Origin of the sequence: Micromonospora acroterricola (assembly GCF_003172955.1) — a bacterium.
GTDB lineage: Bacteria > Actinomycetota > Actinomycetes > Mycobacteriales > Micromonosporaceae > Micromonospora > Micromonospora acroterricola.
Window position 1 is genome coordinate 1 of the sequence record NZ_QGKR01000353.1, and the last position, 14,724, is coordinate 14,724.

General features: G+C 75.1%; 16 protein-coding genes and 2 pseudogenes. 12 read left to right on the forward strand and 6 right to left on the reverse strand.

From position 1 onward, the window contains the following. The first annotated feature begins 211 nt into the window (after window positions 1-211). From DKT68_RS29825 to DKT68_RS29840, 4 genes are all read left to right on the forward strand, one after another. Complete coding sequence (locus DKT68_RS29825) at window positions 212-1,411, forward strand: hypothetical protein (RefSeq protein ID WP_161556714.1); 1,200 nt, start codon at window positions 212-214, stop codon at window positions 1,409-1,411. Window positions 1,412-1,572: 161 nt separating this feature from the next. Continuing rightward, entirely contained in the window at window positions 1,573-2,445 is an 873-nt protein-coding gene (locus DKT68_RS29830; protein ID WP_109820712.1) for a PHP domain-containing protein, read from the forward strand. A 40-nt stretch (window positions 2,446-2,485) separates the two neighbouring features. Next, the gene (locus tag DKT68_RS29835; protein WP_109820713.1) at window positions 2,486-3,100 is read left to right on the forward strand and encodes a MarC family protein; all 615 of its coding nucleotides are present in this window, start codon (window positions 2,486-2,488) and stop codon (window positions 3,098-3,100) included. A 138-nt stretch (window positions 3,101-3,238) separates the two neighbouring features. Next, window positions 3,239-4,081: a RecB family exonuclease gene (locus DKT68_RS29840; RefSeq protein WP_407940809.1), complete on the forward strand. Its 843-nt coding sequence runs from the start codon at window positions 3,239-3,241 to the stop codon at window positions 4,079-4,081. An 81-nt stretch (window positions 4,082-4,162) separates the two neighbouring features. Here DKT68_RS29840 and DKT68_RS29845 read toward each other — a convergent pair whose 3' ends face one another. Together DKT68_RS29845 and DKT68_RS29850 are read right to left on the reverse strand one after the other, a co-directional pair. Next, window positions 4,163-5,047 carry an oxygenase MpaB family protein gene (locus tag DKT68_RS29845; protein ID WP_109820715.1) on the reverse strand — a complete coding sequence of 295 codons (885 nt, stop codon included), beginning with the start codon at window positions 5,045-5,047 and terminating at the stop codon, window positions 4,163-4,165. 61 nt (window positions 5,048-5,108) lie between these two features. Further along, window positions 5,109-5,537 (reverse strand): Fur family transcriptional regulator, encoded by a 429-nt coding sequence (locus tag DKT68_RS29850; protein ID WP_109820716.1) that lies wholly within the window; start codon window positions 5,535-5,537, stop codon window positions 5,109-5,111. Window positions 5,538-5,733: 196 nt separating this feature from the next. Between DKT68_RS29850 and DKT68_RS29855 the strand changes: the two genes are divergently transcribed. Next, window positions 5,734-6,216, forward strand: coding sequence for a DUF2231 domain-containing protein (locus DKT68_RS29855; protein ID WP_109820717.1), 483 nt, complete (start codon window positions 5,734-5,736; stop codon window positions 6,214-6,216). Window positions 6,217-6,235: 19 nt separating this feature from the next. Here the strand turns inward: DKT68_RS29855 and DKT68_RS29860 are convergent, their stop codons facing one another. Then, a complete protein-coding gene (locus DKT68_RS29860) occupies window positions 6,236-6,568 on the reverse strand; it encodes a hypothetical protein (protein WP_109820718.1) in 333 nt (110 codons plus the stop codon). 104 nt (window positions 6,569-6,672) lie between these two features. Here DKT68_RS29860 and DKT68_RS29865 point away from each other — a divergent pair, with 104 nt between their 5' ends. Next, a complete protein-coding gene (locus DKT68_RS29865; RefSeq protein ID WP_109820719.1) occupies window positions 6,673-6,855 on the forward strand; it encodes a hypothetical protein in 183 nt (60 codons plus the stop codon). A 43-nt stretch (window positions 6,856-6,898) separates the two neighbouring features. On the opposite strand, the gene DKT68_RS29870 is transcribed toward DKT68_RS29865, so the two are convergent. Next, on the reverse strand, window positions 6,899-7,471 hold the full coding sequence (locus tag DKT68_RS29870) for a flagellar biosynthesis protein FlgA (protein ID WP_109820720.1): 573 nt from the start codon (window positions 7,469-7,471) through the stop codon (window positions 6,899-6,901). 159 nt (window positions 7,472-7,630) lie between these two features. Here DKT68_RS29870 and DKT68_RS32490 point away from each other — a divergent pair, with 159 nt between their 5' ends. Then, window positions 7,631-7,879: a hypothetical protein gene (locus DKT68_RS32490; protein ID WP_269089881.1), complete on the forward strand. Its 249-nt coding sequence runs from the start codon at window positions 7,631-7,633 to the stop codon at window positions 7,877-7,879. Window positions 7,880-7,941: 62 nt separating this feature from the next. Here DKT68_RS32490 and DKT68_RS32295 read toward each other — a convergent pair. Both DKT68_RS32295 and DKT68_RS29880 read right to left on the reverse strand, forming a co-directional pair. After that, window positions 7,942-8,100: pseudogene (locus tag DKT68_RS32295) on the reverse strand (FmdB family zinc ribbon protein); the annotation flags it as partial. After that, window positions 8,097-8,774: a 5-formyltetrahydrofolate cyclo-ligase gene (locus DKT68_RS29880; RefSeq protein ID WP_109820722.1), complete on the reverse strand. Its 678-nt coding sequence runs from the start codon at window positions 8,772-8,774 to the stop codon at window positions 8,097-8,099. The pseudogene DKT68_RS32295 and the gene DKT68_RS29880, both read right to left, overlap by 4 nt. Before the next feature lie 85 nt (window positions 8,775-8,859). Here DKT68_RS29880 and DKT68_RS29885 point away from each other — a divergent pair, with 85 nt between their 5' ends. The 5 genes and pseudogenes from DKT68_RS29885 to DKT68_RS29905 all read left to right on the forward strand — a co-directional run. Next, window positions 8,860-11,193, forward strand: coding sequence for a diguanylate cyclase (locus DKT68_RS29885; RefSeq protein WP_201749244.1), 2,334 nt, complete (start codon window positions 8,860-8,862; stop codon window positions 11,191-11,193). 9 nt (window positions 11,194-11,202) lie between these two features. Continuing rightward, a complete protein-coding gene (locus DKT68_RS29890; protein WP_109820723.1) occupies window positions 11,203-12,165 on the forward strand; it encodes a UTP--glucose-1-phosphate uridylyltransferase in 963 nt (320 codons plus the stop codon). Then, window positions 12,162-13,475: a molybdopterin molybdotransferase MoeA gene (locus DKT68_RS29895; RefSeq protein WP_089017844.1), complete on the forward strand. Its 1,314-nt coding sequence runs from the start codon at window positions 12,162-12,164 to the stop codon at window positions 13,473-13,475. The genes DKT68_RS29890 and DKT68_RS29895 overlap by 4 nt, the downstream gene beginning before the upstream one ends. Before the next feature lie 109 nt (window positions 13,476-13,584). Next, complete coding sequence (locus DKT68_RS29900) at window positions 13,585-14,235, forward strand: GNAT family N-acetyltransferase (protein WP_109820724.1); 651 nt, start codon at window positions 13,585-13,587, stop codon at window positions 14,233-14,235. 177 nt (window positions 14,236-14,412) lie between these two features. Next, window positions 14,413-14,724 (forward strand): annotated as a pseudogene (locus DKT68_RS29905) (hypothetical protein); the annotation flags it as partial.

The following is a 14,724-nucleotide window of genomic DNA, read 5'->3' on the forward strand; positions in this document are numbered from 1 at the left end:
GGTCCCGGTCGACGGCCGGCCGGTCGGTCGGGCGCGTCGCGCCCAGCCCGGTCGCGCCCAGCCCGGTCGCGCCCCGCCCGGTCGAGCTGCCGGTCGAGCTGCCCGTCGCCCCGGCGGTCGTGCCCGTCGGCACGGGGACCGGAGAGCAGCGGTGAGCGCATCGCCGGGCCGGTCCGACAACCTGACGGGCAGCCCGCCGCGTCCATATCACGTGCGACCTGACGAGCTGGAAGGTGCGGTGCGGGAGACCCTCTCGCACCGGGTCGCCGTCGCCCGCCCACTGAGCGCCGACCCGGCCGGCCAGGCCATCCGTCGGGCGAACCGGATCCGGCGCCGACGTACCGCGGGCGGGCTCGCTCTCGCGGCGGTCGCCACGGTGCTGGTCAGCACCGGCATGGCGCAGCTCGGCGACGGCTCCGGGGGGCAGGGCCCGCCGATCGTCGTGATCGGTGACCCCAACCCGTCGGGTCGGCCGATCCCCTCGGCCACCGCTCCCGCCCCCGCGCCCTCGCCCGGGACGTCCGTCGACGTGCTCGCCGGTGGGGCGCTGATCGGTGCGAACGGGGGACGGTTGGAGCTGCCCGGCGTCGGGCGGGCCGAGGCCGCCCACCTGCTGCCCGGCGACGCCGGCTGGCTGGTGGTCGGCGCGCCCACCACCGCCGGCCGCTCCCTCTGGGTGGCGCAGCGCGACGGGTTGGTGCAGGTCCTGCTGGCCGGGGCCGGCCGGATCGTCGTGGCGCCGGACGCCCGCCAGGTGGCCTGGCGCGACGGCACCGGCCTGCTGGTGGCGGGCGTGGTCGGCACCCAGCTCATCGGGCCGGTCCGTACGCCCGTGCCGGCCGAGGCGGAGCCGGTCCGGTTCGTCGGCGACAGCGTTCTGGTCCGGCTCGACCCGGCTCGCGGGGGCCACGCCCTGTGGCGGCCGGGCGCCGGAGAGGTGACCGCGAGCGCCGACCGGAGCACTCTGAACGTCTACGGCGTCCTGCCCGACGGCCGGCTGGTCGGCCAGTTCCCCGGCGGTGAGCCGGGCCGGACCTGCCTGGCCGTGCTCGACCCGAAGCGTGACCTGAAGCGGGTCGGCACCGGCTGCGGCCCGGAGCTGACCCCGGACGGCGCCGGCGGGGTCTCGGCCGACGGCCGGTGGCTGCTGGTCAACGGGCGGGTCGGCAAGGACGCCCGGTCCCTGCTGGTCGACCTGCGCCGACTCGGACCGGACATGACCGCCGTGCCCGCCGGGCCGCCGGTGACCGGCGCGGTCGCCTGGACCGACTCGACCGCCACCTACGTCGACGGCGACGGCGAGCTGGTCCGGGTCGACGTCGCCCGGGTGCGGTCGGGAAAGCCGGCCGACCCGACCCCGGTGCCCGGCGCGAAGCCGGGGGACCAGCCCGTCCTGGTGACCGGCTCCTGACCTGCACCGGTTCCTGACCTGCACCGGCTCCTGACCTGCACCGGTTCACGGACGGGCCGGTCGCGGACGGAACCGCCTCAAACGGCCGGTCTCGTGCGGACCGGTCTCGTGCGGACCGGCCTCGGCGCGCCTGGGGCGAGCGCCCTCGGTAGCGTCGGGAAATGACCTCGCGTACCGGCCCCGACCCGCGGATCGACCTGCACGCCCACTCGACGGCCAGCGACGGCACGCTGAGCCCCGCCGAGCTGGTCCGGGCGGCGTCTGAAGCCGGGCTGGACGTGCTGGCGATCACCGATCACGACACCACCGCCGGCTGGGCGCCGGCCGTGCGGGCGCTGCCGCCCGGGCTGTGCCTGGTTCGGGGAGCGGAGCTGTCCTGTCGCTGGTCGGGCACGCGGCCGGCGGTGCCGTTGCACCTGCTGGCGTACCTGTTCGACCCGGATCACCCGGAGCTGGTCGCCGAGCTGGCCCGGGTGCGGGCCGCCCGCGAGGAGCGGGGCGAACGCATCGTCGCGCTGCTGCGCGCCAACGGAATCGACGTGAGCTGGCCGGACATCCTGGCCGGTGCGGGTGGCGGCACCGTGGGCCGGCCGCACATCGCGCAGGCGCTGATCCGGGGCGGTCTGGTCGGCAGCACCCGCGAGGCGTTCGGGCCGGACTGGCTGGGTGAGCGGTACCGGCTTCCCAAGGAGGACATCGACGTGTTCCGGGCGATCCAGCTGGTCCGGGCGGCCGGCGGAGTGCCCGTCTTCGCCCATCCGCGCGCCACCCGACGGGGCCGGGTGGTGCCCGACGAGCTGATCGCCGAGCTGGCCGCCGCCGGTCTGGCCGGTTTGGAGGCCGACCACGAGGACCACAGCCCGGCCGAGCAGGCGCACGTACGGGCACTGGCCGCCGAGCTGGGCCTGTTCGTCACCGGCTCGTCGGACTTCCACGGCACCCACAAGACCGTCCAGCTCGGCGCGTTCAGCACCAGCGTCGACGCGTACGAGCGGATCGTCGCGGCGGGGGTGACCGAGGTCGCTTCCGCCTGATCCCGATTTTGGCCGGCCACGGCGCGGCTAGGTTGATCACGTGGACCTGAAGTTGTTCGGCGAGGTTTTCGTGACCCTGCTGGTGATCACCGACCCGCCGGGCATGATGCCGATCTTCCTCGCGCTGACCGGCCCGCTGCCCGCCCGCGACCGCAACCGAGCAGCCTGGCAGGCGGTTGCGCTGGCGCTCGGCGTGATCGTGATCTTCGCAGTGGCGGGCCAGACCCTGCTCGACTACCTGCACGTGGACCTGCCCGCGTTGCAGGCCGCCGGCGGTCTGCTGCTGGTGCTGGTCGCGCTGGAACTGCTCACCGGCAAGGCCGACGACCCCAGCCAGCAGGTGACCTCGAACATCGCCCTGGTGCCGCTGGGCACCCCGTTGCTGGCCGGCCCCGGAGCCATCGTCGCGACCATGCTCTTCGTGCAGCAGGCGGACGGGCTGGGCGAGTTCACCGCCATCGCCGTGGCGATCCTCGCCGTGATGGTGGCGGTCTGGATCGTGCTGCGCTTCTCCGGCGGCATCGTGAAGATCCTGCGCCCCGGCGGGATCGAGGTGCTGACCCGGATCGCCGGCCTGCTGCTGGCCGCGATCGCCGTGCAGCTCATCGCGGACGCGGTGGCCGCCTTCGTCACGCAGTACGTGAACATGACCTGACCCGGCACACCCGCGATGTCGGGGGTGGATGGCAGGATCGCAGGCGTGCGACGATCCCCCTCAGCCGGACGACCCGCCGCCGGCGGCCGAGCCCCCCAGCAGCGCGCCAGCGGCGCCGAGCAGCTCGGCTTCGAGGGCATGCCGGAGCGGCTGTTCGTCTGCACCCCGAGCAAGCTCGGCGCGTACGCGGACTGCCCGCGCCGCTACCGCTACTCCTACGTCGACCGGCCGGCCCCGCCGAAGGGCCCGCCGTGGGCGCACAACTCGCTCGGCGCCAGCGTGCACACCGCGCTGAAGAACTGGTATGCGCTGCCCGCCGACCGTCGCCGTCCCGAGGCGCTGGCCACCCTGCTCAAGGGCACCTGGGTCCGCGAGGGCTACCGCGACGACGAGCAGGAGCGGGCCGCCTACCGGCGGGCGCTGGGCTGGCTGGAGGCGTACGTCGAGACGCTCGAGCCGGACACCGACCCGCTCGGCGTGGAGCGGGTGGTGGCGGTCAAGACGGCGGTGTTGGCGTTCAACGGCCGGACCGACCGCATCGACTCCCGGCCTGGGCCGGAGGGTCCGGAGCTGGTCATCGTCGACTACAAGACCGGCCGCACCGGGCTGGACACGGATGACGCGCGCGGTTCGCAGGCGCTGGCGCTCTACGCGTACGCGGCCGAGCGGGTGTTCCGCCGGCCGTGCCGCCGGGTGGAGCTGCACCACCTGCCGACCGGCACGGTCGCCGGGCACGACCACACCGTTGAGTCGCTGGCCCGGCAGTTGACCCGGGCCGAGGAGGCGGCCCGCGACATCATGGCCGCCGAGCGGGCGGTCGCCGACGGTGGCGACGCGGACGAGGCGTTCCCGGTGGCTCCCGGCCCCCGCTGCGGCTGGTGCGACTACCGGCGCCACTGCCCGACCGGCGCCCAGGTTCCGGGCAAGGAGCCGTGGGCGGCCGTCGAGCGGGCCGTCGAGCCGGTCCCCGGCCAGGACTGACGGGCCGGGCGCGACGGTGCATCGGCGACGAACTGACCTACCGGTTCGTCGAGGACGTCATCCGGGAACACGGCGCCGGGGTCAGCTGCGGACCAGGTGCCCGGGCCCGGTGGTGTTGGCCAGGGCGTGCCGTTCGGCCCTCTGCCTGGCGGCCTGCGTGATCGGCCCCTCCAGGTAGCGCCGGGGCACCGCGCCGAGCGCCAGCCGCAGGGCGCGCACCGTCAGGTCCGCCGACAGGGCGGTGGTGGGCAGCCCGAGCCCGCCGTACATCCGGCGGGCCCACGCCGGCAGCAGCGCGAGCGCGGTGCCGGCGATGCCCAGGTACGCCCAGCGCGGCGGCCCCAGGGTGAGCCCCAGCCGGGCCGGCAGGCTGAGCTTCCACGGCAACGGCGGGGCGGTGAGGAAGAGCGCGGTCTCGGCGGCCTCCCGGGTCATCCGCAGCTCGGGCCGCGCGGAGCGGTAGTACGCCGCCACCTCGTCGGCGGTGCCCGGGACGGTGGCCGGGTCGAGGCCGACCAGGGCGGCGGAGCGGCGCTGCTCGGTGTAGTAGCCGTCCACCTCCTCGTCGGTGAGCGGCAGGCCGGCTCGCCGGGCCGTGTCGAGGAACGACTCGACCTCGGTGACATGCACCCAGCGCAGCAGGTCCGGCTCGTCGATCCGGAACTCCTCGCCGGTGTCCGGGTCGGTGGCCCGCAGCCGGGCGTGCAACCGGCGCAGCCGGGCTCCGGCCGTCTCCGCCTCGGCGGTGGTCCCGTAGACGGTGGTCGCCACGTAGGTGGCGGTGCGGACGAGGCGACCCCACGCGTCGGTGCGGTAGTTGCTGTTCTGCGCGACCCCGGCCATCGCCCGAGGGTGCAGGGCCTGGAGGTAGAGCGAGCGCAGGCCGGCGACGATCAGGATCGGCTCGTCGTGCACCTTCCACGTGACCGATCCCGGACCGAAGAGGCCGAGGTCATCGGAGTCCACTGACCAAGAGTGCCACGGCGCGGGGAACCCCGCCGGTCACCTTTCGGCGGCGGGCGGCGAGTCAGCTGTCGGCGGAGCGGCGGGCCTGGCAGCCCGGGCAGAGACCCCAGAAGGTCACCTCCGCCTCGTCCACCTCGAAGCCGTGCGCGACGCCCGGCTCCAGGCAGGGGGCGCTGCCCACCGCGCAGTCGATGTCGGCGATCTCGCCGCAGCCCCGGCAGACCACGTGGTGGTGGTTGTCGCCGGCCCGAGCCTCGTACCGGGCGGGACTGCCCGCGGGCTCGATCCGGCGGGACAGCCCGGCCCGGGACAGCGCGCCCAGCACGTCGTAGACCGCCTGGGTGGAGACCGAGTCGAGGCGTTCGCGGACCTGCCGGGTGATCTCGTCGACCTCCAGGTGGCCGCCGCCGGCCAGCACGTCGAGCACCGCGAGGCGCGGTCGGGTGACACGCAGGCCCCTCGATCGCAGCAGTTCCTCGGCAGCGGACATGCGCCAATGACAGCACGTGTGACCAGTGCCGACAACCGTCGTCCGGTGGGGGTGGCCACGGACACAGCCGGCGGGGCCGGATGGGCGCCTGGTGAACCCGGACGGGCCCGCGCGCGTGTCTCCCGTCGAGAGCTGGGGACGACCGGCGGACCGTAGGCCGGCGATCCCGTGACCGTGATCCACCTGGAGGGTGTCGATGTTCGAGGAGATCCTGGGTCTACCGGTTCACGTCCTGGTGATTCACGCGGTGGTCGTGTTCGTGCCGCTGCTCGCCGTGCTGGCCATCGCGTACGTGGGGCTGCCACGCTGGCGGCACCGGCTGGACTGGGCGGTGGGCATCCTCGCCGTGGCCGCCCCGCTGGTCACCTTCGTGGCCGTCCAGTCGGGTGAGGCGTTCACCGACGCGCTGGTCGCCCGGGGTTTCCAGGGCCCCATCCTGGACCAGATCTTCGAGCACTCCCGCTACGGCGACATCCTGTTCCGGATCGTGCTGCCGCTCGGAATCGTGGCCATCCTGCTGCTGGTGGCGACCAGCGGCCACCCCCGGGTGCCGCGGCTGCCGGCGTTGGTGACCCCGGTGCTGGCGGTGGCGATCGTCGCCCTGTCCGCCGCCGCCCTGGTCTACGTCTACCTGGCCGGCCACTCCGGCGCCCAGGCCGTCTGGAGCACGACCCTCTGACCCCTTGCCGCGTCGCGGGTCAGAAGACGACCCGCGAGCAGAGCAGGCAGACCAGGACCACCAGCACCACGCCGACGGCCGCGCCGAAACCGTAGGTGATCCGCTGCGCCCGCTGCTCGGCCGCGTCGAGGCCGGCCATGTCCTGCGGCGGCAACTGCCGGGGCGGCGCCGGCTCCAGGTGTACGGGTGGACGCCAACCCGCCGGCGGCGGCACGCTCGGCGGCGGGCCGGCGTATCCGCTGCCGGGCGCGGTCGCTGGCGGGGCGGAGGGTTGCTCCACCGCTCCGTCGCCGCCGGTCCCGGGCCGCCGCCAGTAGTCGTCCGGGGTGCTGCCACCGCTGGGGGTCGTCACGCCGTCCGACGCTACCAACGCCGCCGGTGGCGCGGTCGCTTCTGGCCGGCGCGCCACCGTCCGCGACCCGTTCGCCACGGGCGGCTGCGCTAGTCTTGCCGCTCGTGAGCATCGAGGACCCTGGCACGCAGGGCGCGCGCGGCGACGATGACCGCACCGTCGACCTGAGCGAAGACTTCGTGGTGCTGCCCGAGCAGACCTCCGACGACACCGACCGTGGCTGGGGGGAGCGCCCCGGCGGCAACGACGACTGGCTGCTCGCGGAACGCCCCCCGCACTGGGAATGACTGCTGCCTGCCTGCCGGTCAGCCACGGGCGGGGACCGCACGGTCAGCCGCGCACGACGATGGCGAACCGGCTCCCCTCGGGTAGCCCGACCGCACGTTGTGCCTGGTCCGGGTTGAGCGCCAGGTAGAGCGCGGAGGACCCGTCGGCCGCGCCGTCACCGAGCACGTCCAGGACCAGCGCCCGGGAGGCGAGCAGGGTGGCCTCCGCGCCCGCCCCGCCCGGCGGCGCCGCCAGCAGGTCGACCCGGAAGCCGGGTCGGACCACCGCCAGCGCGGCGGGCTCGGCCAGCCGGACCGGCACTCCGACCGCTCCGGTGGGCAGTGGTAACGGGCCGGACCTCGCGTCAGTCGTCGCGCGCGTGCCGGTCGACGGCCCGTCGATTGGTTCGGTGCCCGTTGGCTGCCCGTCGGCTGAGTCGGTCGGCCCGGCTGCGCCGAGCGGGTCCGGGGATGGGCTGGCGCGGGTGGCCGGAGGGCAGCCGGTCGGGGTGTGCAGGACGGCGGCGGCCAGGCCGAGCAGAGCGGCGACCAGGCCGGCCCGCAGCAGGGTGCGGCCGCCGGGCAGGGCGAGTCGGCGCAGCGGTCGCAGTGCCCGCGCCGAGTCCGGATCGCGCATGTCTCGGCCGCCTCCCGTCCCGGGGCGTCACAGCGACACCCGTGGACGGCAGGTTAGGCCGGCCAACCGCCTGTTCGTTCGCCGTCGGCTGGTGCCTGTGGACAACCAGTCCGCCTGTGGACAAACGCCCACCAAGGCGCACGGCCTGGTATGGGGGCGGTGATCGACTCGGGCGGTCAGGACGCCGAGCTGGCCGCCGGCGCCTTTCCGCCGCTCGACCCGCCGGACGACGACGAGCCGGACGAGGACGAACCGGACGACGAGCCGGAGGACCCGGACGACGACGAGGAGGACGACGAGCCGGAGTCCCCACCGGAGGACGACGAGGACGACTCGGACTTGGCCGGCTTGGTCGCCGTGCCGCCGGCCGTCGTCTCCGAGGCGGACGCCCGGGAGTCGGTGCGGTAGAACCCGGAGCCCTTGAAGACGATCCCGACCGAGTTGAAGACCTTGCGCAGCCGCCCCTCACACGCCGGGCACTCGGTCAGCGGCTCGTCAGAGAAGGACTGCACCGCCTCGAGCTGGTGACCGCACGTGGTGCAGGCGTACTGGTACGTGGGCACGTTCTCCTCCGGATCTGGGCTCAGCCAGTTGGCACTCGACGTATTCGAGTGCCAATGGTGCGTCATTCGCCCCGGGTTCGTCCAGCGGACGTGTGGGGCGCGACACCATGCGCCACACCCGGGCCGCCGTCAAGCGTACGCATCCCGTCGGCTGGGGTGACGACCGCGCGGACCGGCCGGTCGTGCGGCTCCACGGGCAGCGCCTCGACCAGCTCGCCGTCGTGCAGCGGGACCACGGTCAGCGTCGCCACGGGCACCCGGGCCAGCGCCCGGTCGTACGAGCCGCCGCCGCGGCCCAGTCGCCGGCCGTGCCGGTCGACCGCCAGGGCCGGTACGACCACCAGGTCGGCGCCGGTCACCGCGGTCACCCCGAGTCGGGGTCCGACCGGCTCCCGGATACCCCGCCCGGCCGCGACCAAGCCATCCGGACCGGTGTACGCCGCCCAGTCCAGGTCGAGGTCGGCGCGGAGCACCGGCAGCAGCAGCTCGGCGTCGGCGGGCAGCGCCTCCCGCAGCACCCGCGGCAGGTCGGCGCCGCCCGGCTCGGAGCCGACCGGCACGTACGCCGTCACCCGGCGTGGGCGCAGCCGGCGTACCAGCGCGACCAGCTCGGCCTGGACCCGCCCGGCGGCTTCGGCCCGGGTCTCACCGGTCAGCGCCCGGCGGCGGGCGAGCAGCTCGGCGCGCGTCTCCCGCTTCGCCACACGGGTCACTTCCGCTTCATCAGAAAATTCCGGCACGCAACACTCCTGACGCAACGCCTCTCCCACGGTTGCTCTGTGTCAGCATCGCAAGCAACGGAAGCGGAACGTCCGGGGGGACCGAGTGACGCTACGCGGGCGGTTGACGGCAGCCTTCCTCGTGGTGGTGCTCGGGCCGGTCCTGCTCGGCGCGTTCTTCGTCGCCTCCACCGTCGCCGCGGTGGACCGCAGCCGCTCCACCGAGCGCCTCGCCGTGGCGGCGTCCACCGTGCGTACCTCGGTCGACGCGCTCTGCCAGCAGCTCCGCGCCACCGCCGACGCGGTGGCCCTCACCGGCGACCCGACCCGCGCCGCCGACCAACTGGTCGGCCGGGGGGTGGCCGCCGCGGTGCTGATCACCGACATGACGGGCCAGGTCACCTACGCCTCGTCCGGCGCGCCCTCGACCCCCTGGCGGGACTGCTCCGGCCCGCCGGCGTCGTCCGGCCCGGCCCGCGCGCTGGCCGCCCGGGTGGACCTGCGCGACCGGGCGGGCACCCTGCTCGGCACGGTGGCCGCCGCGCAGGTGGTCGACCCGGCCTTCGTGGCCCGGCTGGCGGCCGTGACCGGGGTGGCGGTCACCCTCCTCGACGGCGGCGCCAGCGCCGCGCGGGTCACCCACACCACCGAGTCCCGCGAGGTACGCGACGCCGTCCTGGCCGCCGCCAGCGCCACCGACGGCGAACGGGTCACCGAGACCACCGAGGGCCGGTACGTGCGGCGGATCGGGCCGTCCACCGGGCAGCCGCTGCCGCTGGTCCTGTCCGTGCCGAGCGAACGCCCACCAGGGCTGCACGTGACGCTGGCCGGCGTGGTCGTCCTGGCCGCGCTGCTGGCCGTGCTGACCGCCTGGCGCCTGGCCCGGGTGACCACCCGGCCCCTGGTGGAACTGGCCGGCGCGGTGGACCGGGTGGCGCACGGCGACCTGACCGCCCGGGTGCCGGTACGCAGTCGCGACGAGCTGGGCCGGCTGGCCGCCGCGTTCAACCGGATGACCCGGGAGACCGGGTCGTACGTGGCGGCGTTGACCAGCAGCCGGGACCAGCTGCGCGGGCACCTCGCGGTGCTCGGCGACACCCTGGCCAGCACGCACGACCTGCAACGCATCCTGCGGGTGATCCTGCACAGCTCCATCGCCGCCACCGGGGCGCGGGCGGGCGCGGTCCTGCTCGTGGAGGCCGGTGGGGTGCTCGTCGCGCAGTGCACCGAGGGGCTGGACGGGCGCTGGCCGGAGGGGGACGCGGACGGGCCGCAGACGCTGCGGGTGCCGGTGGGCGTTGGAGTGGTCGGCGCGGTGGCCGCCACCGGTGAGCCGCAGCGGGGCCGGGTGGAGCCGACCGAGGTTCCGGCGGGTGAGCCGCGCTGCCGTACGTACGTCGCGGTCCCCTTCGCCACCCCCGGCGGCGGCGCCACGACCACCTCGGGCGGGCCCGCGGCGACGGTGGGGAGCGGCGGCGAGGACGCCGGCGCGCCCACGGCGGCGCTCGGCGTACTGGCCCTCTACGACCGGGTGGGCGCGGACGAGTTCGACGACGACGACCTGGTCACCCTGCGCACCTTCGCCGGGCACGCCGCGGTGGCGGTGGACAACGTCCGGGTGCACGAGGAGGCACAGCGGCTCTCGCTCACCGACCCGCTCACCGGGCTGTGGAACTACCGCTACCTGCGCGAGTCGATCCGGCGGGAGGTGGAACGGGCCAGCCGGTTCGGCCGGATGCTCAGCGTCCTCGCCCTCGATCTGGACCGGTTCAAGGACGTCAACGACACGTACGGGCACGCGGCGGGGGACACCGTGCTGGCCGAGTTCTCCCGGCGGGTGCGCGGCGAGATCCGCGAGGTCGACCTGGCGTTCCGGCAGGGCGGCGAGGAGTTCGTGCTGCTGCTGCCGGAGACCGACGCCCGGGGCGCGGCGATCGTCGCGGAGCGGCTGGGCGCGGCGGTGCGGGAGACGCCCATCGCCGTCGAGGCGTACGCCGGGCCGATCGTGGTGACCGTGTCGGTGGGCATCGCCGTCTACCCGGACCACGGCAGCACCGGGAGGGAGGTGCTAGAGGCCGCCGACGACGCGCTCTACGCCGCGAAGGCCGCCGGGCGGGACACCTACCGGGTCGCCGAGGTGTGCCCGGACCTGCCGACACAGGAGATCCCGGTCCCGGCGGGGGCGGTCACCCCAGCCGACGGGCTGCCGCGCGCCGGCCGGCCCGTGCAGGTCCCGCGGGAGCCGGGCGGGCACGCCCGGTCGGAGTCGGCCGCGGGCGTACCCGAATCGCCGCCGGCGAACGCGCGGCCGGAACCGGCCGACGACCCGGCGGACAGCGCCACCGACGGGGCCCGGGCCGGCTCGGACGCCGCCCGGCCGGGGTCGGGCGGCGGCGCGTCTTCTGGGCCACACCCGCCGCGGCAGAGCCGTGGCCGATAGTCTCGCGGCATGTCGGAGCACTCAGCGAACCCCTCATCGACGGTCGCCGCAACCGGCCGTCCCCTGGCGGTCAAGGCCGTCATCCCGGCCGCCGGACTGGCCACCCGGTTCCTGCCAGCCACCAAGGCGGTGCCCAAGGAACTGCTGCCGGTGGTCGACCGGCCGGTGTTGCAGTACATCGTCGAGGAGGCCGCCCAGGCCGGCATCGGTGACGTGTTGCTGATCACCGGTCGGGGTAAGACGTCGATGGTGGACCACTTCGACCGTCGCCCCGACCTGGAGACCAGGCTGGAGGAGAAGGGCGACGCCGAGCGGTTGGCGGCCGTGCGCCGGCCCAGCGACCTGGCCGACATCTACACCGTCCGGCAGCCGGAGCAGCTCGGGCTCGGGCACGCCGTCGGGTACGCCGAGTCGCACGTCGGCGACGCGCCCTTCGCGGTGCTGCTCGGCGACGAGTTCGTCAAGCCGTCGGAGCCGCTCCTGCCGGCGATGCTGGAGCTGCAGGCCCGCACGGGCGGGGTGGTGCTCGCCTTCTTCGAGGTCGACCCGGCCGACACCAAGCGGTACGGCATCGCGTCCGTCGAGCCCGCCGAGGCGGAGCTGACCGACATCGGCGAGGTCGTCAAGGTGACCGGCATGGTGGAGAAGCCCCAGCCGGAGGACGCGCCGAGCAACCTCGCGGTCCTCGGCCGCTACGTGCTGCCCGGCAGGATCTTCGACGCGATCCGGCGGACCAAGCCGGGCAGCGGCGGCGAGATCCAGCTGACCGACGCGATGGAGCTGCTGCGCACCGAGGGCGTTCCGGTGCACGCGATCGTCTACCGGGGCACCCGCTACGACACCGGCATGCCGCTGGGCTACCTCCAGACGGTGGTGCAGATCGCCGCCGAACGTGAGGACATCGGCGGCGACTTCCGCTCCTGGCTGGCCGACTTCGTCAAGGCCGACGCGGCAGGCGGATCTGGTACATGACCGCGACGGCCGACGCCGAGGCGGCCGCGAACGAGTTGACGCCGCTCGCCGACTACCTGGGCAGCGTGCTGCGCAGGTTACGCGCGCTGCCGCCACTCGACCTCGACCTCACCCAGGCGCACGGCAACGTCCTCGCCGAGGACGTCGTCGCGCCGCACGCCTTCCCGGCCTTCGACCAGGCGGCCGTGGACGGGTACGCGGCCCGCTGGGAGGACATTTCGGGAGGGGGCCGGGGGCCGAGCTACGTCCCGGCCCCCTCCGGCACGCCCGGCGGCCGGACCATCCGGCTCAACGTCGTCGGCGACCTCGGCGCGGCGAGCTGGCGGCCGGTCCGGCTCACCCCCGGCTCGTGCTTCTCGGTCGCCGCCGGGGCGCCGCTGCCGGTCGCCGCCGACGTGGTGGTCCCGGTGGAGTGGACCGACCAGGGCATGGCCGCGGTGGAGATCTTCCGCACCCCCAAGCGGGGGTACGGGGTACGCCGCGCCGGTGAGGAGCTGCCCGCCGGCACCCTGCTCGCGCGGGCCGGCACGTACGTCTCCCCGGCGCTGGTCGCGGTCTTCGCGGCCACGGGCATCGGGCACGTGGTCGTCCGGCCCAGCCCACGGGTGGTCATCGTGGCCACCGGCGACGAGCTGGTCGACGTGGGCCGGGGCAGCCAGCCCGGGCAGGTGGTGGACGCGAACTCGCACGCGCTGACCGCCGCCGCGGCCGAGGTGGGCGCCCTGGCGTACCGGGTGGGCATCTGCGACGACGACCCGGAGGGGCTGCGCGGCCTGCTGGAGGACCAGACCCTGCGCGCCGACCTGATCATCACCACCGGGGGGACCGGCACCGGCCCCGGGGACATGGTGCGCCGGATCCTGTCCCGCCGTGAGGGCGGCCGGGCCGGGCCGGTCACCTTCACGGACGTGGCGCTCTATCCCGGCACCGCCCTCGGCTTCGGCACTGTCGGCGCCGAGGAGGTGCCGGTGGTCTGCCTGCCCGGCGATCCCGGCGCCGCGCTGATCGGCTTCGAGGTGCTGGCCCGTCCCGCCATCCAACTGCTCGCCGGCGCCGAGCCGGTGTTCCGGCCCAGCGTGCGGGCGCACCTGCTGGAGACCGTGTCGTCCCCGGGCGGGCTGCGCGAGTTCCGTCCCGCGCACGTCGCCGAGCGGCGCGGCGGCGGGTACACGGTGCAGCCGCTCAGCGGCGGGCCGTTCACCCTCTCCGGGCTGGCCGAGGCGAACGGGCTGCTGGTGCTCGGTGAACGCGTCACCACCGCCGCCGCCGGCTCCACCGTGGACGTCCTGCTGCTGGACCGCCGCCGGTGAGGTTGTCCCGGTCGGTCCGCTCCCGGGCGTGCAGACAGTTCGGCCGCTCTACGGTGAGCGCGGTGGGTCCACTTGCGCGCGACACGGTCCCGCGCGGGAGACTGGGCGGGTGAGCCTCTTCGGACCCGCCCGGGCACCCGGCTGGCCGACGGTGCTGGTCGACGGTCCGGTGCTGCTGCGGCCGTACCGGCGCTCCGACGCCGCGGCGTGGTCCGAGGTGCGCCGGGCCAACCGGGCCTGGCTGGCGCCGTGGGAGTCGTCGCTGCCGGGCAGTTGGGACGAGTTGAACTCGCCGGCGGCCTTCCGTTGGGTGCACCGCGACCAGCGGCGTTCGGCCCGCGAGGGCGAGGGCATGCCGTTCGCGGTCTGCCTGCGCGAGGCCGACCGGGATCGGCTGGTCGGGCACCTCAACGTCGGCAGCATCGTGCGGCGGGCATTCTGCTCCGGGTACGTCGGCTACTGGGTGGACGCCCGGGTCGCCGGTCAGGGCGTGATCCCGACGGCGCTCGCGCTGGCCGTGGACCACGCGTTCGGGCCGGGCGGGCTGCACCGGGTGGAGGTCAACATCCGTCCGGAGAACCGTCCGTCCCGTCGCGTGGTGGAGAAGCTGGGCTTCCGCGAGGAGTCGTACCACGTGCGCTACATGCACATCGACGGCGCCTGGCGCGACCACATCGGATACGCGATGACCAGTGAGGAGATCGCCGCCGAGGGTGGCCTCCTGGCACGCTGGCACCGGGTACGCGCCAGCGCTCGGTGAGCCGTCCCACGGACGGGATCGGCGCGGCGTGGCGGCAACCCGGTCGGTGCGCCGTAACCTCAAGTAACTGCAAGCTGCGGCAAGCGCTCCCCGTCCGGACGATCCACGCAACCAGGCGCGATCGGTGGAAGATCCTGCGGTCGGGTGGCGGTTGCTCCGAATTCGGTGACGGGAGGGGTGAGGGTGCCGACCTCGGTGCTCCTCGCCGTCCTCGCCGCCGCCGGCCTGCTCGCCCTGGCCCCGGCGCTGGTCCGCCGGTACGACGCCACCGAGCGGCTGGTGGCGGAGCGGGCGCAGTCGACGGCGCGGGTGCTCCAGCGCCGCCGGCGGCGCCGCACTGTGCCCGGGCGGCGCCCGGTCCACCCGCCGCGCTCACTCGTCGTAACCCTCAGTGAGGATGTGGCTACCGGAGCGTTGACGGCGCCGGTCTCCGCGCCCCCGGCAGGCCGCCGCTCCGGTCGCCTGCGCGCCGTACCGCCCGCCCCGAAG